The organism is Methylobacterium sp. Leaf123 (assembly GCF_001423405.1).
Taxonomy (GTDB): Bacteria; Pseudomonadota; Alphaproteobacteria; order Rhizobiales; family Beijerinckiaceae; genus Methylobacterium.
In genome coordinates this window covers 226398-246547 of the sequence record NZ_LMNS01000039.1, presented here as the reverse complement: position 1 = coordinate 246547, position 20150 = coordinate 226398, and the positions used below count along the sequence as shown (strand labels likewise).

Below are 20150 nucleotides of genomic sequence, written 5' to 3'. Positions count from 1 at the left end.
CGCCCAGCCGACCGCCCTTGATCGGCATCCGTCCGCTTTCCATATCCCGTCTCAAGAGCGCTGCCGTGAGGCGGGCTCGAGACCGCGAGGTGCCACCAAGGGCTCGACGCCGTTCGATCCCCCAGGACCTTGCCGGAGGTTTGAGCGACGATGACGCGGCCGTCCCCGTTCGGGTACCCATTCCTGCTCGGCTTCGACGAGATCGAGCAGGCACTCGATCGGGTTTCGAAGGCCGCCAGCGACGGATATCCGCCCTACAATATCGAACGTGTCACCCGCAGCGAACGCGAGCCTGAACGCTTGCGTATCACGCTCGCGGTGGCCGGCTTTACGCAGGATCAGCTCGACGTCTCCCTGGAGGAGAATCAACTGGTCGTGCGAGGGCGGCAGGTCGACGACAAGTCCCGTCATTACCTGCACCGCGGCATCGCGGCGCGGCAGTTTCAGCGGGCCTTCCTCCTTGCCGACGGCATGGAGGTTTTGGGCGCGGAGCTGTCGAACGGGCTGCTGGCGATCGATCTGGCACGACCGGAGCCGGAGCGCATCGTGCGCAAGATCGCGATTGCCGCCAAGGATCCCTGATCCTGAATGGTGATCCGGACCAGCGCAGCGCACGGCCGATGCGGGCGAACCGCGTCGATGCATCGCAGGCTGCGTCGCCCGTCTCTCGGGCCTCCACCCCAACCCGGATTTGTCGCTGCCACTATGCGGGACCATATCCGGTTCAACGCTCTGCCTCGGAAGGAGGGCATTCCATGACCACTGCCATGACCGACGTCACGACGACCGACCTGACCATCGACACGAATGCCAACCCCGCCATCGACCCGGCGGAGTTCGCCGCACTTGGCGAGGGGCACATCGCCTATGTCCGCCCGATCCGTTCGGACGAGGTGCGCAGCCTGTTCCCGCAGGCTCCCGAGATGACCCCCGGCCTCGACCTGTTCGCCCTGCTCTCGGCGAGCGGCGCGCCGATCCTGCTCACGGATTCCCGCGAGGTCGCCGTGGCGAACGCCATGGCCCACCAACTCTTCCCGGTGAGCCTGCACTAGGGCATCGTCCCGATCGGAAAAAGACGATGCCGGGACAAATGGATAGCGCATCCCCGGTGGTTTCCGGGGAGCGCCTCAGGCCATCGCCGCGACCGTGCGCACGAGGAGGTCAATATCCTCGTGCCGCGACAGGCGGTGGTCGCCATCCTTGATCAGCGTCAGCCGCGTCCCCTGCGCGGGCAGGCGCTCCAGAATCCGCAGGGCATGGGGATAGGGCACGTCCGGATCGGCCATACCTTGAAGGATGTGCACCGGACAGCCCGGCTCCAGGGCCGTGTCCAGCAACAGGTGGCGCCGCCCGTCCTCGATCAGCGCCATGCGGATCGGGTCGGGTTTCGGAGCATAGGGCGTCTCCCGATACCACACGCCGTCACGCTCCAGGGTCTGCCGGACCTGCGCCGGGAAGGCGTCCCACATCAGCGCCTCGGTGAAGTCGAGGGCCGGCGCGATCAGCACCATTCCGCCGACTTGCACCCCGCGCCGCGCCCGCTCGCGGGCGACGAGGCAGGCGATCCAACCACCCATGGAGGAGCCGACGAGGATCGGCCGCGCGCTCGCGTAGCGGTCGATGACGGCGCAGGCATCGGCGAGCCAATCGGAGATGGTGCCGTCCTCGAAGCGCCCCTCCGACTCGCCGTGCCCGGAATAGTCGAACCGCACCATGCGCCGGCCGTTCTCGGCCGCCCAGGCGTCGAGGGCGGCGGCCTTGGTCGCCCGCATGTCGGAGCGGAAGCCGCCGAGCCAGACTACGGGCGGCCCCTCGCCCTCCCGGACCCGCACCGCCAGCCGGCGCGGGGAGGGGGCTCCGATATCGAGCGTCACGAGGGGCAATTCGCCCGGCGAAGTCTCCGGATCGCTCACTGGCGCGTTAAATCCTGTGATTCTGAAACAACGCGGCGACGCTTCGTTTACCGAACCGTAAAGCCGCGGGGACAATCCTTACCCCATGACCCAATTCCAAGCGACCGTCCCGCCACGGGTGACGCGATGACCGGAGGCAGCCTGTCGGGCGGCCCCGTGCAGTTGTCCGAGGCGTCGCCCCTGGCGGGCGTCACGGTGCTGCAGATCATCCCGGCGCTGGAGGCGGGGGGCGCCGAGCGCACCACTGTCGATGTCGCGGCCGCCCTCGCCGAGGCCGGTGCGCGGCCGCTCGTCGCCACGGAAGGCGGGCGGCTTGTCGGCGAGTTGCAGGCCAAGGGCGGAATCTGGGTGCCGTTCCCGGCCAATACCAAGAACCCCTTCGCCATGGCGCTCAATGTCGAGCGCCTCGCCCGGCTCTGCCGCCGGGAGAACGTGCAGATCCTGCATGCCCGCTCCCGCGCCCCGGCCTGGGTCGCGCTGGGCGCCGCGCGCCGGCTGAAACTGCCTTTCGTGACGACTTATCACGGCAGCTATTCGGGCCGGACCAGCGTCAAGGTTCTGTACAATTCGGTGATGGCGCGGGGCGACGTCGTCATCGCCAACTCGCACTACACCGCCGACCTGATCCGCCGGACCCATCCCGACCAGGCCGGGGGGCGGATCAGCGTGATCCACCGCGGCACGGATCTGGCGGCGTTCACGCCCTCGGCGGTCGGAGCGGCCCGGGTCGAGAGCCTGCGCCGGGCCTGGAACGTGGCACCGCACGAGCGGGTCGTGCTGCTGGCCGCCCGGCTCACCGCCTGGAAGGGCCAGCGCGTGCTGATCGAGGCCGCCGCCCGCCTGCGTGATCTCGGCCTGACCGACTTCGCCGTGGTGCTCGCAGGCGATCCGCAGGGGCGCACGGCCTATGAGCGCGAACTCGATGCGCTGATCGAGACGCGCGGCCTGTCGGGCATCGTGCGCCGGGTCGGCCACTGCACCGACATGCCGGCGGCGTTCCGCGCGGCCTCCGTCGTGGCGGTCCCTTCCGTGGAGCCGGAAGCGTTCGGCCGCTCGGCGGTCGAGGCGCAGGCGCTCGGCATTCCCGTCGTGGTCTCCGATCTCGGCGCCGTGCCGGAGACGGTGCTGGCGCCCCCCGATGTCGAGCCCTTCCAGCGCACCGGCTGGCGGGTGCCCCCCGGCGATGCCGCGGCACTGGCCGATGCCCTGAAGGACGCGCTCTCGCTCGGCGCCAGCGCCCGCGACGGCCTCGCACGCCGGGCGCAGGCCCATGTCGAGGCCAATTTCTCGCTCGATCGCATGATCGACGGCACCCTGAACGTCTACGCCGAGCTTCTGAACCGAGCGAAAACGTGACAGGGTGAACCGAAATCAGTCCCGCGAGTTGACTCGGCAAGAAGATTTGCCAAGTTAGTGCCGTCCGGCCGAGCCGGATCAATCGGTGGCCGGGGCTCGCCAGACGCGGTGGCTCTCAGGCTGCCGTTTTGTCGTTGATACAGGAGAACTGAGCCATTCGCAGACCAATGAGAGCCATGCCGGCCCCGCAGAAGGACGGGCCGCGCGCAAACCGGGACATACGCGGCGTCCGCGACGTCCAGCTCATCGACCAAGATGGGCAGAACCGGGGTGTCGTGCCCTTCTTCGACGCGCTGGCCATGGCTGAGGAGGTCGGCCTCGACCTCGTCGAAATCGCGCCGAACTCGGTCCCTCCCGTCTGCAAGTTCCTCGATTACGGGCGCTTCCGCTTCAACGAACAGAAGAAGCAGAACGAAGCCCGCAAGAGGCAGAAGACGGTCGAGGTGAAGGAGATCAAGCTCCGCCCCGGCATCGACAAGCACGATTACGAAGTGAAGATGAAGGCCGTTCAGCGGTTCTTCGAGGAAGGCGACAAGGTCAAGGTCACCCTCCGCTTCCGCGGCCGCGAGATCGCCCACCAGGATATCGGCCTCCGGCTCTTGGAGCGCGTGAAGCAGGAGACCCAGGAGATCGCCAAGGTCGAGAGCGAGCCGATGCTCGAAGGCCGCCAGATGATCATGATCCTGGCGCCGCGCTAACCGTCTCGGCCTTCGCCTCTCCGCACGCTCGCGGACAAGGCTCCCCTGCAAATGCGCTGCTCCCTCGTGGGGGCGGCGCATTTTTCGTTTTGCGTCGGTGTCCGATTGGTCGCTTCGGGATGTGCGAATTCCCCTCTCCCCGCGTGCGGGGAGAGGGGAACCGTAGGCTCCCGCAATTATGATCAGAAAAGGCCTACTTCAGCATCGCGATCTGCACGTCGCCCACGCGCCGCGTCACCGAGACCGTCACGTCGTCGCCGTGGCGGTGCAGGCGGATATCGGCCCGCGCGTCGCCGAGCTTGAGGTTGAACAGCTCCACCGCTTCGAGGAAGCGCGGCAGGATCGGGTTGCGGAAGCGGATGCGGTTGCGGGCGTGGTCGATTTCGAGCCCGAGGCAGGCGGCGAGGAAGGCGAAGGGTGCCGCCGCCGCCCAGGCCTGCGGCGAACAGGCCACGGGGTAGCTCACGGGGCCGCGCTGGCGCCGCCGCATGAAGCCGCAGAACAGCTCCGGCAGGCGCTTCTGGTCGTAGTACAGGCTCGTGTCGAACATCCCCTCGAACACCCGCGCCGCCTCCTCCTTGAGGCCGTAGCGGGCGAGCCCGAGGGCGCAGATCGCGTTGTCGTGCGGCCAGATCGAACCGTTGTGGTACGACATCGGGTTGTAGCGCGCCTCGCCCTTGGCGATGGTGCGGATGCCCCAGCCGTTGAACCCGTCATTGGACAGGAGCTGTGCCGCGACGCGTGAAGCCCGCTCCGGCAGAGCGATGTCGGTGAACAGGGCGTGGCCGGTGTTGGAGGAGCGCACGGCGCATTGACGCTTCGCGCCGTCGAGGGCGAGCGCGTAGGTGCCGATTTCCTCGCACCAGAACGCCTTGTCGAAGTTCTCGCGCAACGTGTTGGCGGCGGCCGAGAGCCGGACCGACAGGTCGTCCTCGCCGAGCAGGCTCGCCAGCCGCGCCGCGCCGCGCTTGGCGGCGTAGACGTAGCCCTGAACCTCGCACAGCGCGATCGGCCCCTTGGCCATGGCGCCGTCGGCGTGGAAGATCGAATCGTGGCTGTCCTTCCAGCCCTGGTTCGCCAACCCCTGCTCGGTCTCGCGGGCATATTCGACGAAGCCGTCGCCATCGCGGTCGCCGTATTGATCGATCCAGTCCAGCGCCAGCTTGAGCTGCGGCCAGATCGCCCGGATCGTATCGAGGTCGCCCGTCACCTCATGATACTGGGCCGCCAGCATCACGAAGAGCGGCGTGCCGTCGATGGTGCCGTAATAGTGCCGGAAGGGCACCTCGCCGAGCATCGCCATCTCGCCGCGGCGGGTCTCGTGGAGCACCTTGCCGGGCTGGGCGTCAGCGGCCGGATCGACGGTCTTGGCCTGGGTGGCGGCAAGGAAGCGCAGCACGCCCTTGCCGAAATTCGGGTCGATCCAGAGCGCCATCATTGCCGTGATGATGCCGTCGCGCCCGAACACCGTGGAGTACCAGGGGATGCCGGCGAAGGGGTAAATGCCCTCCTGCGTGCGGGTCGCCAGCATGTAGAGGTCGGCGGTCGCCCGGCAGAGCCCCTCGTTGAACTGATCGTTAGAAGAGATGATCGTGGTGATGCCGGCGGTGATCTGACGCTGGTCGCGGCGATTGTCGCGATAGGCGCGGGCGAAGACGCGCCCCTCGCTCAAGGACCGGTCCGGCTGCTCGGACAGGCTGCCCGCCGCCCGCGACAGGGCAGCGGCGGCAGATTCACCCGCCCGCTCCGGGCCCGGCGCGCTGGTATAGGCGCGGTGCGATTGGCACACGACGCGGATGAACAGCGAGGTGTTGGCTCCGGGCTCCAGTTCGACCACGAACTCGGCCTTGCCCGGCTCCAGCGTGTGCGGCTTCGGCCCGAAATGCAGCGAGGTGGTGCGCACGATCTCGTCGAGACCGGCGTAACGGAACTGCACCTCGGTCTCGCTGCGGCGCTCGACGGTGCGTTTGCCGCGGTTGACCCGGTCCGAGCCGCGCACCTCGAACAGGTCGCGGTAATCGGCGTCGAACGTCACGCCGATGCGCAGGCGACGACGGCGGGTGTCGTAGTTGCGCAGGCCGATCCGGTCGTAGCAGGCGCCCTTGAACAGGAACTTGGTGCGCTCGATGGCGATCAGCTCGCGGGGAATCGCGGTCTCGTCGCCCGCGTCGAGCCGGATGTCGGGGGTGGTAAGATCGACGCTGAGCGCTCCGTTGTCGTCCTGGATCGCCGAGGACAGCATCATCGGCCGCTCGTCCTCGATCGTCAACGCGAGGCGCGAGAGGTAGCGCGTGTCCTGGAAGTAGAGGCCCTCCGGCCCCGGAACCCAGCCGATGTCGCCGTAGCTGTCGAGCACGGCGAAGGCCTCGCCGTATTTGAGGGCGCGTAAGGGGCGGTCCACCAGGGAGGCCTGCGCCTCGATATGATACTGCGGCAGGTTCTCGTCGGCGTCGAGGAAGCCGAACCGCGAGGTCGTCTGTCCCTCGGAGCCGTCGGCGTGGAGATGGGCTGCGTCGTCCTGTGCCGCCATGCGAAGCGCCTTTTTGCCGTTGATCCGATGCGAGCGAGGTGACCCTCGCAAATCGAAGGCCGCCGAATCGCCTCGCAGCGACCGGCGGCCCTGTCGGACCCATTCAGTTAGGCGTTTCGCCGGCCCCGGCGAGGGCCGGGGCGGGTTTTCGTCGAGCGGTTAGGCCGGCATCGCCGCGACGTGGATCGGGCCGTGGGCCGAACCGTTCAGCTCACCGTACTGGGGTGAGAAGGCGCTGGCGGCGGGCATCTTGATCACGTTTCCCTGGCCGGCCAGGAGCTGCTCGTAGGCCGAGACGTACTTGCGGACCATGACCTCGGCGGTGAAGCGACCCTCGAAATGGGCGCGGACGCCGGCACGCGGCAGATCCTTGACCTTGCGGCAAGCCTCGATCGCCTCATCCATCGAGTTGACGATGAAGCCGCTGACGCCGTCCTTGATGACTTCCGGGACCGAGCCGTTGCCGAAGGCGATCACCGGGGTGCCGGCCGACATCGCCTCGATCATCACGAGGCCGAAGGGCTCCGGCCAGTCGATCGGGAAGGCGAGCGCCAGGGCGTTGCCGAGGAAGTCCTTCTTCTGCTCCTCGTTGATCTCGCCGATATACTCCACCAGCGGGTGGTGGATCATCGGCTCGATCGTCTCGTCCCAGTACTCCTGGTCGGCCTTGTCGACCTTGGCGGCGATCTTCAGCGGCGTGCCGGAGCGGATCGCCATCTCGATCGCACGGTCGGGGCGCTTCTCGGGCGAGATGCGGCCGAGGAAGGCGAGATAACCGCCCTTGGCCTCCGGATAGAAGGGGCAGTTCTGCTTGGGCAGGCCGTGATGGATCGTGGCCAGCCAGTTGGAGCTGTCCGGCATCGGCTCGCGCTGGTTGTCCGAGATCGAAACCAGGGGCATTCCGGTAAACGTGTTGTAGACCGGCATGAAGTCCGGCACGTCCAGGCGACCATGCATGGTCGTCAGGCACTTATGGTAGAGATCCTCGAACATCGGATACTGCAAGAGATCGATGTGGAAGTGGATCACGTCGAACTCGTGTGCCCGGCGATGCACGTGATGTAGCATGGCGAGGTGGCCCGCGGTGTGGTCGCGGTAGCCGAGAAGGCGCAGGCCCTCCGGATGGCAGGCAGCAAGCTTGGCCGAAGTCTGGGAATCACCGCTCGCGAACAAGGTCACGTCGTGACCCTGGCGTACGAGTTCTTCCGTGATCCACGACACGACACGCTCGGTGCCGCCATAGAACTTCGGCGGCACGGCTTCCGCGAGCGGGGCAACCTGGGCAATGCGCACGAAGACGTCTCCTGTGACAGGAAATAGGGATGTTGGCGAGACTAATGGGGGACGCGGCCTGAGCGGGACATGAACGAAACAGACAGCCAAGGTTTATGGTTCCGCCCCGCGAATGGGGCGAGCGGCAATCTTTGCAAGCCCACACAATACCGGTTTTCCACATATGTTAGCCGGCCGGACTGCCTCCGGCGCTGTCGCGCCCTGACGGTGTCCGGCACGCAATGAGCACGCCACGTGAGGAAGCCGTGCCCGCGAGCGCGGCTCCGAGCACGTGGGTCGCAAGCGGGTCGATTGAAACTCCAAAAGGTTTCTGCCATAAGCCGCCCGCGTCGAACCGCCCGGCCGATTAGGGCTGCCGTGGCGGTTCCCGTTGCTCCAGCAGCATCAAGCGCGAAGTTCCGGCCGCCGGCCGGATCGCTGTCGCGTTTCAGGAGAGCGAAATGCCCAAGCTGAAGACGAAGTCGGGCGCCAAGAAGCGCTTCAAGATCACCGGCACCGGTAAGGTGATGTACGCCCAGGCCGGCAAGCGCCACGGGATGATCAAGCGGACCAACAAGCAGATCCGCAACCTGCGCGGCACCACGACCCTGTTCGAGGGCGATGCCGCCAACGTGAAGAAGTACTTCCTGCCGAACCAGCGGTAAGTTCTTCCACCCCCCCGCGATCTGTTTTGTCTTAACGTTCCAGGAGATCTCCCATGGCCCGCGTCAAACGTGGCGTGACTAGTCACGCGAAGCACAAGAAGGTTCTGAAGGCTGCCAAGGGCTATTACGGCCGCCGCAAGAATACGATCCGCATCGCCAAGCAGGCGGTGGAGAAGGGTCTGCAGTACGCCTACCGCGACCGCAAGAACAAGAAGCGCACCTTCCGCGCTCTCTGGATCCAGCGGCTCAACGCGGCGGTGCGCGCGCATGGCCTGACCTATTCCCGCTTCATCAATGCTCTGGCGAAGTCCGGCATCCAGGTGGACCGCAAGGCCCTCTCCGAACTCGCCATCCACGAGCCGGCCGCCTTCGCGGCCGTGGTCGAGAAGGCGAAGTCGGCCCTGCCGAAGGCCGCCTGATCGCTCCGCCGAACGGCGGAACGCTCGAAGTTCTGACAAGGCGCGGCGCGGCAAGCGCCGCGCCTTCTTCATTTCAGGCCGGGGCATGTCGGCCCGACGGCCCCGGCCCGCCCCATTCGCGCGCTTGCAGGAATGCGAACGACGCGCGAAGGCAGCCCCGGACGACTGGCCAAGGACAGCGGTAATGGATCTCGACGCTCTCGAACGCGATCTTCTCGGGCAGATCGAGCAGGCCGGGGACGAGGCCAGCCTCGAAGCCCTGCGCGTCGCGGCGCTCGGCAAGAAGGGCAGCGTCTCGGAGCTGCTGAAGACGCTGGGCGCGATGACGCCGGAGGAGCGCAAGGAGCGCGGCCCCCTCATCAACGGCCTGCGCGACCGGGTTCAGGGCGCGATCGCTCAGAAGCGAGAGGCGCTGGCGAACGCCGCCCTCGATGCGCGGCTCGCCGCCGAGCGGATCGACGTGACGCTGCCCCTTCGCGAGGCGCCGGAGATCCGCGGCCGCATCCACCCGATCAGCCAGGTGATCGAGGAAATCACCGCGATCTTCGCCGATCTCGGCTTCTCGGTGGCGGAAGGGCCCGATATCGAGACGGACGAGCTGAACTTCACCGCGCTGAACTTCCCCGAAGGCCACCCGGCGCGGGAGATGCACGACACGTTCTTCCTTGCCCCCGACCATCTCGGGCGGCGCAAGCTCCTGCGCACCCACACCTCGCCGGTTCAGGTGCGCACCATGCGCGCCAAGCAGCCGCCGATCCGCGTGATCATGCCCGGCCGCACCTACCGGCACGATTCCGACCAGACCCACACGCCGATGTTCCACCAGGTCGAGGGCCTTGTCATCGACCGTTCGGCCAACATCGCCAACCTGAAATGGGTGCTCGAATCGTTCTGCCGCGCCTTCTTCGAGGTCGAGAACGTGACGATGCGTTTCCGCCCCTCGTTCTTCCCCTTCACCGAGCCGTCGGCCGAGGTCGATATCCAATGCTCGCGCAAGGGCGGGGAGCTGCGCTTCGGCGAGGGCACCGACTGGCTGGAGGTTCTGGGCTGCGGCATGGTCCACCCGAACGTGCTGCGCAGCGGCGGGCTCGACCCGGATCAGGTCCAGGGCTTCGCCTTCGGCATGGGCATCGACCGTCTCGCCATGCTCAAATACGGCATGCCGGACCTGCGCCCCTTCTTCGAGGCGGATGTGCGCTGGCTGGAGCATTACGGCTTCCGGCCGATCGACGTGCCGAGCCTGGTCGGCGGCCTGACCGCCTGAGCCCCGCCGCCCCGCCTTTCGATCCCGGCCCGGTCCGCTCCGGCGGCCGCGAGGATGTTCTGAGATGAAATTCACCCTCTCCTGGCTCAAGGACCACCTCGACACCGAGGCCTCGCTCGACGCGATCGCCGAGACGCTGACGCGGATCGGCCTCGAGGTCGAAGGCATCGAGGACAAGGCCGCCGCGCTTCGCCCCTACGTGATCGCGCAGGTGATCTCGGCCGAGCAGCACCCGAATGCCGACCGCCTGCGTGTCTGTCAGGTCGATGCCGGCGACGGCCAGCCGCTTCAGGTCGTCTGCGGCGCGCCGAACGCCCGCGCGGGCATGCTCTCGGTCTTCGCTCCGCCCGGCACCTACGTTCCGGGCAAGGCCATGACCCTGTCGGTCGGCACGATCCGCGGCGTCGAGAGCCGCGGCATGCTCTGCTCCGGCGCGGAACTCGGCCTCGGCGAGGACCATGACGGCATCCTCGACCTGCCCGCCGACGCGCCGGTCGGCACGCCCTACGCCCTCTGGGCCGGGCTCGACGATCCGGTCATCGAGATCAACCTGACGCCGAACCGCTCGGACTGCACCTCGATCCACGGCATCGCCCGCGATCTCGCCGCCACCGGCCTCGGCACCCTCAAGCGCGAGCCGATGCCGCCGGTGCGGGGCGAGGGGCACTGCCCCGTGCCGGTGACCCTCCAGTTCGAGCCGCACGACCAAAACCTCTGCCCGCTCTTCGCGCTCCGCCTCGTGCGCGGCGTCAAGAACGGTCCGTCGCCCGAGTGGATGCAGAAGCGCCTGCGGGCGATCGGCCTGCGCCCGATCAACGCACTGGTCGACATCACCAACTACATGACCTTCGACCGCGGCCGGCCGCTGCACGTCTTCGACGCGCGCAAGGTCGCGGGCGGCCTCACCGTGCGCCGGGCCGAGGAGGGCGAGAGCCTCGTCGCGCTGGACGGCAAGACCTACCGGCTCGATTCCGACGCCGTGGTGATCGCCGACGGCAACGGCGTCGAGTCGATCGCCGGCATCATGGGCGGCGAGGCCTCCGGCTGCGACGAGAGCACCACCGACGTGCTGATCGAGTCGGCCCTCTGGGATCCACGCAACATCGCCCGCACCGGGCGGCGCCTCGGCATCATCACCGATGCCCGCTACCGCTTCGAGCGCGGCGTCGATCCGGCCTTCGCCCTGCCGGGGCTCGACCTCGCCACCCGCCTCGTGATCGACCTGTGCGGCGGCAGCCCGAGCGAGGCGCGCGTCGCCGGCGAGATTCCGGATCTCGACCGCGTCATCGATTTCCCCTGGACCGAGGTGCGGCGGCTGGCCGGCATCGAGCTGTCGCGGGCCGAGATGAAGGTGACGCTGGAGTCGCTCGGCTTCCACATCTCCGGCTCGGGTGACCGGGTGAAGGTGCTGCCGCCGTCCTGGCGGCCGGACGTGGAAGGCAAGGCCGACCTCGTCGAGGAGATCGTGCGCATCGCCGGCCTCGACCGGATCGAGCCGAAGCCGCTGCCGCGCGTCGAGACGGTGGCGGTCGAGCCGATGCTCACCGTGCTGCAGCGGCGCGGTCGCCTCGCCAAGCGGGCGCTGGCAGGCCGCGGCATGCTGGAGGCGGTGACCTATTCCTTCGTCGCGCACGAGGATGCCCGGCTGTTCGGCGGCGGCGGGGCGGATCTCGCGCTCGCCAACCCCATCGCCGCCGACCTCTCCGATATGCGTCCGAGCCTCGTGCCGGGCCTGTTGCGGGCCGCGCAGCGCAACGCCGACCGCGGCTTCCCCGACACCGCCCTGTTCGAGGTCGGCCAGTGCTTCGCCAGCGACGAGCCGGAGGGCCAGTCGTTGCGCGCCACCGGCCTGCGCCGCGGCACGGCGCGCCATGCCGGCGCGGGCCGCCACTGGAGCGGCGCGGCCGAGACGGTCGATGCGTTCGAGGCCAAGGCCGACGCGCTGGCGCTGCTCGCGGCGCTCGGCGTCCCGACCGGCGGGCTTCAGGTCGTGGCCGGCGGGCCCGACTGGCTGCATCCGGGCCGCTCGGGCACGCTGCAATTCGGGCCGAAGAACGTGGTCGGCCATTTCGGCGAGCTGCATCCGCGGCTCCTGAAGGCGATGGACCTCAAGGGTACGCTGGTCGCCTTTGAGATCACCCTCGATTCCCTGCCGCTGCCGCGCCACCGGCCGACCAAGGCCAAGCCCGCCCTGGCTCTGTCCGACCTTCAGGCGATCTCCCGCGACTTCGCCTTCGTCGTCCCCCGCGACGTGGCCGCCGCCGACATCCTCAAGGCGGCCCAGGGCGCCGAGCGCAAGCTGATCACCGGGATCGAGGTGTTCGACCTCTACGAGGGCGCCGGCATTCCGGACGGGTCGAAGTCGGTCGCGGTCGCGGTGCGGCTGCAACCCTCCGAGCGCACCCTCACCGATGCGGAGATCGAGGCGGTGAGCGCCAAGATCGTCGCCGAGGTGTCGAAGAAGACCGGCGCGACCCTGCGCTCCTGATCGAGAGAGGCCGAGGGAGAGATGGTCATGGATGCGGACCTCGTCGCGGTTCTCACGCAAGAGAACCATCTCCCGGCCGAGGCGCTGAAGCGGGCCGCCCAGAATCCCGAGGCGGTCGCCGAACCGGTGCTCGCCCTGCTGGAGCGGGCGGCGGCGGATGCCGAGGCGATCGCGGACGAGGAGACCAACCTCCTGTTCTGGGGGCTGCACGCGCTGGCCGCGGCGCGCGACACGCGGGTCTTCCCGCTCTTGATGCGCCTGATGCGCCAGGACGGCGAGGCGGTCGACGGGCTTCTCGGCGACGCCTCGGCCGAGACGCTCCCGGCGGTGATCGCCTCGACCTTCGACGGCGACACCGCGGCGCTGGCCCGGCTGATCCTCGACAGCACGGCCGACGACTTCCTGCGCAACGCGGCCTTCGCGGCTTTGGGCTTCCTGACGCGGCAGGGCCGGATTCCCCTCGCCGAGGCGGAAGCCCTGCTCGTGCGCTTCGACGAGGCGCGCGCGGCGGTCGAGGAGGCCCCGGCCTGGATCGGCTGGGAAGAGGCCATCGCCTATCTCGGGCTGATCGCGCTCGCCCCGCGGGCGGAGGCGGCCCGGCGCGATGGCCGCATCACCGACGAGTTCAGCGATCTTGCGTGGTTCCGCAAGGCGCTCAAACAGGCGAGCGCCGCGCCGCCGGACCTGAGCGCCTTCGATGCCCACCGCTACGGCTATCTCGACGACCCGGTCGGTGCGCTGGCCTGGACCGCGGAATCCTACGGCCAGCCGGTCAAGAACCCGTTCAAGGATGTGGGCCGCAACGATCCCTGCCCCTGCGGCTCGGGCAAGAAGTACAAGAAGTGCTGCCTCAACGCGGCGGAAGCGGGGGCCTCGCCGGCTCGGCTGCCGGGCTTGTCCTGACCCCGTTCAGCGGGTTGTCCGGGTCCCAGGCATAGGCCAGCGTCTCGAAGCGCATCGAGCGGGCGTCCACCATCAGCAAGCGCCCGACCAGGGGCTCGCCGAAACCGGCCAGCGCCCGGATCACCTCCATCGCCATCAGCGAGCCCATCACGCCGGCGAGCGCCCCGAGCACGCCGGCCTCGGCACAGGGCGCGACGCTGCCCGGCGGCGGCGGACTCGGGAACAGGCAGCGATAGGTCGGGTTCGGCTCACCCGTCGGTCCGGTCTCGTGAGCGCGGATCGTCGTGAGCGAGCCGTCGAAGGCACCGAGCGCCGCCGTCACCAGCGGTTTTTTGCCGGCAAAGCAAGCATCCGAGACGGCGTAGCGGGTGGCGAAGTTGTCCGAACCGTCGGCAACGAGATCGTAGTCGGCGAGCAAAGCCAGCGCGTTCTCGGGCGTCAGCCGGCAGGCATGGGTCTCGACGCGCACATGCGGGTTGAGCCGGGCCACGGCCTCCGCCGCGCTCTCGACCTTCGGGCGGCCGATATCGGGCGTGCCGTGGATGACCTGACGCTGCAGGTTCGACAGCGAGACGGTGTCGTCATCGACGATGCCGATCGTGCCGAGACCGGCCGCGGCGAGATACTGGATCAGCGGCGCGCCAAGCCCGCCCGCGCCGATAACGAGCACGCGCCCCGCCTTCAGCCGGGCCTGACCCGGGCCGCCGACCTCGCGCAGGACGAGGTGGCGGGCGTAGCGTTCAATCTCTTGGGAGTTGAGGGCCATGTGCGCCATGTAAGCCGCTTGGACGGGGAGCGGAAGCGGTCGGGGGCTTGCTGCGCACGGAGCAGGTGCGTGCTAGGGCTGGCCCACCAACGAAGAGTCACTGTTTTCCCACCCGCTCCCTCATCCTGAGGTGCTGCGGAGCAGCCTCGAAGGATCCTCCAGGGATCGCACCGCAACTGGACGATCCTTCGAGGCCCGCTGGCGCGGGCACCTCAGGATGAGGGAGCGGATGGGAGAAGCGAGCCACCGGGACCGCCCTTGTCCGATCACTCCCCCCTTGCCCTCGCCCAGGTGCTGATCCGCTGCCCTTCCGTCACCCCGGAGGAGGGCGGCGCCTTGTCCTTCCTGGCGGATCGTCTTTCGCGGGCGGGCTTCTCCGTCGAGCGCCCGGTCTTCTCGCAAGCCGGCACGCCGGACATCGAGAATCTCTACGCCCGCTTCGGCACCGCAGGCCCGGTCCTCGTCTTTGCCGGCCATACCGACGTGGTGCCGCCGGGCGAGGTGGGTTCGTGGACCCACGGACCGTTCTCAGGCGAAGTCGCCGACGGTTTCCTCTACGGGCGCGGTGCGGTGGACATGAAGGGCGGCATCGCCTGCATGCTCGCCGCGACGCTCGCCTTCCTCGACCGGCACGGGCCGGATTTCGGCGGCTCCATTGCCTTCCTCGTCACGGGCGACGAGGAGGGGCCGGCGGTCAACGGCACCGTCAAGCTGCTCGACTGGGCGCGGGCGCGCGGCGAACGCTTCGACCATTGCCTGCTCGGCGAGCCGACCAACCCCGATACCCTCGGCGAGATGATCAAGATCGGCCGGCGCGGCTCGCTCACCGGGCGCATCACCGTGCACGGGCGCCAGGGCCACGTCGCCTATCCGCACCGGGCCGAGAACCCGATCCCCGGCCTCCTCCGCCTCGCCTCGGCGCTGACCGCCGAACCGCTCGACGGCGGCACCGCGCATTTCGACGCGTCGAACCTCGAATTCACGACGATCGATGTCGGCAACCCGGCCACCAACGTGATCCCGGCCTCGGCCAAGGCCGTGTTCAACGTGCGCTTCAACGACGACTGGACCGCCGACACGCTTGGCGCTGAGATCCGGCGGCGGCTGGAGGCGGCGGCCGGCACCACGGTGCGGTTCAGCCTCGACCTTCAGCCCTCGAACTCCCCCGCCTTCCTGACGCAGCCCGACGCTTTCGTCGATCGGGTGGCGGATGCGATCGAGGCCGAGACCGGACGGCGCCCGGCGCTCTCCACCACGGGGGGCACCTCGGACGCGCGCTTCATCAAGGATGCCTGCCCGGTGATCGAGTTCGGCCTTGTCGGGCGGACCATGCACGAGACCGACGAGCGGGTGGCGGTGGCGGATCTGGAGCGGCTCACCGCGATCTACGGGCGGGTGCTGGACGTTTACTTCTCGTCGTAATCGACCCCGACGAAGGTCAGCCCGCAGGCCGGCGCCAGCGGGCCGCAGCGGTGCTTGGCCCCCGTCGCCAGAATCTCCGCCACATCGTCGGCGGAGAGGCGTTTGCAGCCCGCGAGCATCAGCGTGCCGGCCATGGCCCGCACCTGATGGTGCAGGAACGAGCGCGCCGAGGTCGCGATCACGATCTCCTCGAAAAGGCCCATCCGCTGGCGGGTCACGTCGAGCTGTTCGAGCGTGCGCATGGGCGATTTGGCCTGGCACTCGGCGGCGCGGAACGCCGTGAAATCGTGGTGGCCGAGGAGCCGCTGCGCCGCCACGTGCATCAGCTCGGCATCGAGCGGCCAATGCACCTGCCAGACATGGGCGCGGGTGAGCGCGGCGGGGCTGCGCCGGTTGAGGATGCGGTAGCGGTAATGCCGCCGGATCGCCGAGTGCCGCGCGTCGAACTCCGGTCCGACGATCTCGGCCGAGAGGATGGAGACCGGCTGCGGCCGCAGATGCGCGTTGAGCGCGTCGCGCACGGTGTCGGTGCGCCACGCCTTCGCAAGATCGAGATGGGCGACCTGATGGATCGCGTGCACGCCCGCATCGGTGCGGCCGGCGCAGGTGAGCCGCGCCGTCTCGCCGGAGAAGCGTGTCACGGCGGTCTCGATGGCGCCCTGTACGGTCGGATCGTCGGTCTGACGCTGCCAGCCGCGGAACGGGGCGCCGTCGTACTCGATGACGAGCTTGTAGCGGGGCATCAGGCTTGCGCGCTCACCCGAGCCGCGCCCCCGCGGCCAGCCGCGCCCCGCGCAAGAATTCCTCGCCGCTGGCGGTGCCGCCCTTGCCGGCCCGGCGCAGTTCGAGGAGCCGCACCGCGCCGGTGCCGCAAGCCACCGTGGCAGCGGCATCGAGCAGCGTCCCAGGTGCGGCGGCCCCCTCGGCGGTGACGGCCCGTAGCACCTTCACCCGCTCTGCGCCCTTGCCGAGATCGGCCTCGAACGCGGCCCCCGGAAACGGCGACAGCCCGTTGATGTGGCGCGCGACCTCCGCCGCCGGGCGCGACCAGTCGATCCGCGCCTCTTCGTTGGTGATCTTGTGGGCGTAGACGACGCCCTCCTCCGCCTGCGGCGTGAAGGTGAGGCCGTCCCGTTCCAGCGCGTGGATCGCCCGCCCCATCAGGTCGGCGCCGAGCGGCATCAACGCGTCGTGCAGCTCGCCCGCGGTCATGCCTTCGGAAATCGGCACGCGCGCTTCCATCGCCACCGGCCCGGTATCGAGCCCGGCCTCCATCCGCATCACGCCGACGCCGCTCTCCACATCGCCCGCCATCACCGCCCGCTGGATCGGCGCGGCCCCGCGCCAGCGCGGCAGGAGCGAGCCGTGCAGGTTGAGGCAGCCGAAGCGCGGCAAATCGAGGATCGGTTGCGGGAGCAGCATGCCGTAGGCGACGACGACCGCCACATCGGCGCCGTGGGCGGCGAACGCGTCCGCCGCCTCCGCGGTCTTGAGGGTCGTCGGCGTCGACACGGGAATGCCCAGCGCCTCGGCGCGGGCATGGACCGGAGAGAGCTTGAGGCCCATGCCGCGGCCGGCTCTGGCCGGGGCGCGGGTATAGACGGCGGCGATCGCGTGCCCGTCGGCGTGGAGACGGTCGAGGGTGGGAACGGCGAAATCCGGCGTTCCCATGAAGACGATGCGCATCGGACCTTCGTCAGGCGGCGTCGCGCTTGGCGGCCTTGGTGAACTTCTTCATCACCCGATCCCGCTTCAGCTTCGACAGGTGATCGATGAACAAGACGCCGTTGAGGTGGTCGATCTCGTGCTGGAGGCAGGTCGCGAGCAGGCCGTCGGCCTCCTGCTCCACGGTCTGTCCGTCGAGGTTCATGTAGCGCACCCGGACGCGGTCCGGCCGCTCGACCTCGCCGTAGAATTCGGGGATCGACAAGCAGCCCTCATCGTAGACCCGCTTCTCCTCCGATACCCAGACGATCTCCGGGTTGAGATAGACGGTGGGGTTCTTGGCGTTCTCGTCCTTCGAGGTGTCGATGGTGACGACCCGCTTGGCCACCCCGATCTGGATCGCGGCGAGGCCGACGCCGGGGGCGTCGTACATCGTCTCGATCATATCGCGGGCCAGCGTCCGGATCTCGTCGGTGACGGCCGCCACCGGCTCGGAGGTGAGGCGCAACTGCGCGTCGGGCAGGATCACAAGGGGGCGGACGGTCATGGTTTCCGGGCTGGGATGGGCGAGAGCGCGGGCAGGAGCCTGAAAAGGCGTTTCACCAACCGCAGATAGGCGGCAGGGCCGGGGTGGTCAAATGCCGGGGCCGGCCGGCTTGCGTCGGCGGCGCCGTCATAGACTGAGGCGTTTGAAGACCGGCTCGGGAATCGCGCCAATCACCGTCATGACGAGGCGCCAGACCCTGCGCACGTAGACGACATCGCTCCCACGCCCTTGCGCGGCGGCATAGACCGCCTGCCCGACCTCGGAGGGCTCGGCGGTCAGCAGGGGCGGCAAGCGCAGGCCGCGGGTCATCCGGGTGCGGACGAAGCCCGGCTTCACCGTCACCACCCGGACTCCGCTCTTGGTCAGGCGGTTGCGCAGGCCGGAGAGGAAGGCGGTGAAGCCGGCTTTGCCCGCGCCGTAGACGTAGTTCGATCCGCGCCCCCGGTCGCCGGCGACCGAGCTGATGCCGACGATCGTGCCGCTTCCGCGCGCGGCGAAGCGCTCGGCGACAAGGCCGAGCAGCAGGGACGGCCCCAGAAAATTCGTCCGCAGCACTTGCTCGGCATGGGCGGGGTCGGCCTCGGCCCGGCCCTGGTCGCCGAGTTCGCCGACCGCGCAGACCACGGTGTCGGGCAAGACCGGCAGCCCGTCGAGCCACGCGGCGAAGCGCTCGCTCTCGAAGATATCGAGGCGCAGCAGCGCGACCTCGGCCCGGTGGCGCGCTTCGAGATCGTCGGCGTTGCGCTGCGCCCGCTCGGGATCGCGCGCCGCCAGCAGAATGCGCCAGCCGGCCTCGGCATAGCGCGCGGCCACGGCGTGGCCGATATCGGAGGTGGCCCCGACGAGGAGCAGGGTTCCGGACATCACAATCCCAGGCGCGCGGAGAGGCGGGAGGCGAGCACCCCGTCGGCGCCGAGCTGCCGCCGGAGGTCTCGGAAGGCGGGGAGGGCGGGATAGCCCGCCTCGAAGGTGTCGCGGCTCTGCCGGGCATCCTTGGCGAGGTAGAGCCGCCCGCCCGCGGCAACGACGCTGCGGTCGAGTTCATCGAGCAGGGCGAGCGTCGCGGCCGTCGCCGGCAGGTCGAGGGCCAGCGTGTAGCCCTCCATCGGGAAGGACAGCCACCCACCGCCCGAGCCCAGCCGCTTGAGCACCGCCAGCGGCGAGGCGGTGCCGAGGCGGGCGACCCGGTCGAGCATCTCGGACAGCACCGCCTCGGCGCCGCGCCGGGGGACGACGCATTGGTGCTGCACGAAGCCGCGGGCGCCGTAGAGGCGGTTCCAGGCCGCCAACCCGTCGAGGGGGAAGAAATAGCTCTGCCACGGCACGAGGGCGGAGGCGTCGGCCGCCGCCCCGCGGCGGAAATACGTCGCGTTGAAGGCCGTGACCGAGGCGCGGTTCAGCGTCCAGCCCGGCAAGCCCGGCGGCACCGTGAGCCAGCCGCGGGCGGGGATCGGGAAGAGGTCGCGCCCGGCGGCGCGGCAGGTCTGCCGGCCGGCATGCTCGCCGCGATAGACGAGGCCGCGCCCCAGGGCGCTCCCGCGGGCGAGGCAATCGATCCAGGCGACGGAGTAGGTTGCCGCGTCGTCCTCATCCAGCGCCCGCAGCATCGCCGAGAGGTCGGCGGCGACGCGGGTCTGCTGGTCGATCCAGCCGCTCTCGACCGGCCGCAGGCGGAAGGTCGCGTCGAGGATCGTGCCGGTCAGCCCCATCCCGCCGAGCGTCATGGCGAACAGATCGGGGTTTTGCTCGCGCGAGCAGGGGCGCGGCACCCCGTCGGGCGTCAGCAGGGTCAGCGCCTCGACATGGGTGCCGAAGCCGCCCTCGCGGTGGTGGTTCTTGCCGTGGACGTCGGAGGCGATCATCCCGCCCAGGGTCACGAACTGCGTGCCGGGCACGACCGGCGGGAAGAAGCCCCGCGGCAGGAAGGTGCGGACGATGTCGGCGAGCATGACGCCGGCCTCGGCCCGCAGCCGCCCGGTGGCGGGATCGAAGCTGCGCAGCCGATCGAGGGCGCCGGTCAGGCATGTGGTGCGCTGGCCGACGGCGGCGTCGCCGTAGGCGCGCCCGGCGCCGCGGGCGATCACCCCGCGCCGGCCGCGCAGGAGCGCGGGCAGGGTTTCGGGCGCATCGGCCACCAGGATTTCGCTGGCCGCGCGGGGATACCGGCCCCAGCCGGAGATCGTCCGCGCGCCCTGTATCTTCGGGCTCGCCTCGGTGAGGGCCGGGTTTGCGTGCATCGCCG

Annotated in this window: 19 protein-coding genes; 10 read left to right on the top strand and 9 right to left on the bottom strand. The window is 69.3% G+C overall.

The annotated features are described in order from the left end of the window. The first annotated feature begins 150 nt into the window (after positions 1-150). Both ASF53_RS23220 and ASF53_RS23215 read left to right on the top strand, forming a co-directional pair. On the top strand, positions 151-582 hold the full coding sequence (locus ASF53_RS23220; RefSeq protein ID WP_003602681.1) for an Hsp20 family protein: 432 nt from the start codon (positions 151-153) through the stop codon (positions 580-582). 185 nt (positions 583-767) lie between these two features. After that, positions 768-1052, top strand: a complete 285-nt coding sequence (locus tag ASF53_RS23215; protein WP_502690598.1) for a BQ00720 family protein — start codon at positions 768-770, stop codon at positions 1050-1052. 75 nt (positions 1053-1127) lie between these two features. On the opposite strand, the gene ASF53_RS23210 is transcribed toward ASF53_RS23215, so the two are convergent. Continuing rightward, on the bottom strand, positions 1128-1913 hold the full coding sequence (locus ASF53_RS23210; RefSeq protein WP_200943321.1) for an alpha/beta hydrolase: 786 nt from the start codon (positions 1911-1913) through the stop codon (positions 1128-1130). Positions 1914-2039: 126 nt separating this feature from the next. Here ASF53_RS23210 and ASF53_RS23205 point away from each other — a divergent pair, with 126 nt between their 5' ends. Next, the gene (locus tag ASF53_RS23205) at positions 2040-3269 is read left to right on the top strand and encodes a glycosyltransferase family 4 protein (protein WP_056204517.1); all 1230 of its coding nucleotides are present in this window, start codon (positions 2040-2042) and stop codon (positions 3267-3269) included. Between the two features lie 176 nt (positions 3270-3445). Next, a complete protein-coding gene (infC, locus tag ASF53_RS23200; protein WP_003602674.1) occupies positions 3446-3967 on the top strand; it encodes a translation initiation factor IF-3 in 522 nt (173 codons plus the stop codon). A 193-nt stretch (positions 3968-4160) separates the two neighbouring features. Here infC and ASF53_RS23195 read toward each other — a convergent pair whose 3' ends face one another. Next, positions 4161-6497, bottom strand: coding sequence for an amylo-alpha-1,6-glucosidase (locus ASF53_RS23195; RefSeq protein WP_056204512.1), 2337 nt, complete (start codon positions 6495-6497; stop codon positions 4161-4163). 159 nt (positions 6498-6656) lie between these two features. Then, on the bottom strand, positions 6657-7790 hold the full coding sequence (locus ASF53_RS23190; RefSeq protein WP_056204506.1) for a glycosyltransferase family 4 protein: 1134 nt from the start codon (positions 7788-7790) through the stop codon (positions 6657-6659). Between the two features lie 440 nt (positions 7791-8230). On the opposite strand from ASF53_RS23190, the gene rpmI reads away from it, so the two are divergent. The 5 genes from rpmI to ASF53_RS23165 all read left to right on the top strand — a co-directional run bounded on the left by rpmI (position 8231) and on the right by ASF53_RS23165 (position 13508). Next, positions 8231-8434, top strand: a complete 204-nt coding sequence (gene rpmI / locus ASF53_RS23185) for a 50S ribosomal protein L35 (RefSeq protein WP_003602670.1) — start codon at positions 8231-8233, stop codon at positions 8432-8434. 53 nt (positions 8435-8487) lie between these two features. Next, entirely contained in the window at positions 8488-8853 is a 366-nt protein-coding gene (rplT, locus tag ASF53_RS23180) for a 50S ribosomal protein L20 (RefSeq protein WP_056204503.1), read from the top strand. Positions 8854-9037: 184 nt separating this feature from the next. Continuing rightward, entirely contained in the window at positions 9038-10117 is a 1080-nt protein-coding gene (pheS, locus tag ASF53_RS23175) for a phenylalanine--tRNA ligase subunit alpha (RefSeq protein WP_056204500.1), read from the top strand. A gap of 64 nt (positions 10118-10181) precedes the next feature. Then, entirely contained in the window at positions 10182-12605 is a 2424-nt protein-coding gene (gene pheT / locus ASF53_RS23170; protein WP_056204497.1) for a phenylalanine--tRNA ligase subunit beta, read from the top strand. 27 nt (positions 12606-12632) lie between these two features. After that, positions 12633-13508, top strand: a complete 876-nt coding sequence (locus ASF53_RS23165; protein WP_056204872.1) for a DUF1186 domain-containing protein — start codon at positions 12633-12635, stop codon at positions 13506-13508. Here the strand turns inward: ASF53_RS23165 and ASF53_RS23160 are convergent. Next, on the bottom strand, positions 13456-14274 hold the full coding sequence (locus ASF53_RS23160; protein WP_156635796.1) for a HesA/MoeB/ThiF family protein: 819 nt from the start codon (positions 14272-14274) through the stop codon (positions 13456-13458). The genes ASF53_RS23165 and ASF53_RS23160 overlap by 53 nt on opposite strands. A gap of 258 nt (positions 14275-14532) precedes the next feature. Here ASF53_RS23160 and dapE point away from each other — a divergent pair, with 258 nt between their 5' ends. Then, the gene (dapE, locus tag ASF53_RS23155) at positions 14533-15696 is read left to right on the top strand and encodes a succinyl-diaminopimelate desuccinylase (RefSeq protein WP_056204491.1); all 1164 of its coding nucleotides are present in this window, start codon (positions 14533-14535) and stop codon (positions 15694-15696) included. Here dapE and truA read toward each other — a convergent pair. The 5 genes from truA to ASF53_RS23130 form a co-directional block, all read right to left on the bottom strand. Continuing rightward, complete coding sequence (truA, locus tag ASF53_RS23150) at positions 15681-16439, bottom strand: tRNA pseudouridine(38-40) synthase TruA (protein WP_056204489.1); 759 nt, start codon at positions 16437-16439, stop codon at positions 15681-15683. The genes dapE and truA overlap by 16 nt on opposite strands. Positions 16440-16452: 13 nt before the next feature. Beyond that, positions 16453-17382 carry a methionyl-tRNA formyltransferase gene (gene fmt, locus ASF53_RS23145; RefSeq protein WP_056204486.1) on the bottom strand — a complete coding sequence of 310 codons (930 nt, stop codon included), beginning with the start codon at positions 17380-17382 and terminating at the stop codon, positions 16453-16455. Positions 17383-17392: 10 nt separating this feature from the next. Continuing rightward, positions 17393-17908 carry a peptide deformylase gene (locus ASF53_RS23140; protein ID WP_056204483.1) on the bottom strand — a complete coding sequence of 172 codons (516 nt, stop codon included), beginning with the start codon at positions 17906-17908 and terminating at the stop codon, positions 17393-17395. Between the two features lie 126 nt (positions 17909-18034). After that, positions 18035-18772: an SDR family oxidoreductase gene (locus ASF53_RS23135; RefSeq protein WP_056204480.1), complete on the bottom strand. Its 738-nt coding sequence runs from the start codon at positions 18770-18772 to the stop codon at positions 18035-18037. After that, positions 18772-20145, bottom strand: coding sequence for an FAD-binding oxidoreductase (locus ASF53_RS23130; RefSeq protein ID WP_082482944.1), 1374 nt, complete (start codon positions 20143-20145; stop codon positions 18772-18774). The genes ASF53_RS23135 and ASF53_RS23130 overlap by 1 nt, the downstream gene beginning before the upstream one ends. Positions 20146-20150: the final 5 nt, after the last annotated feature.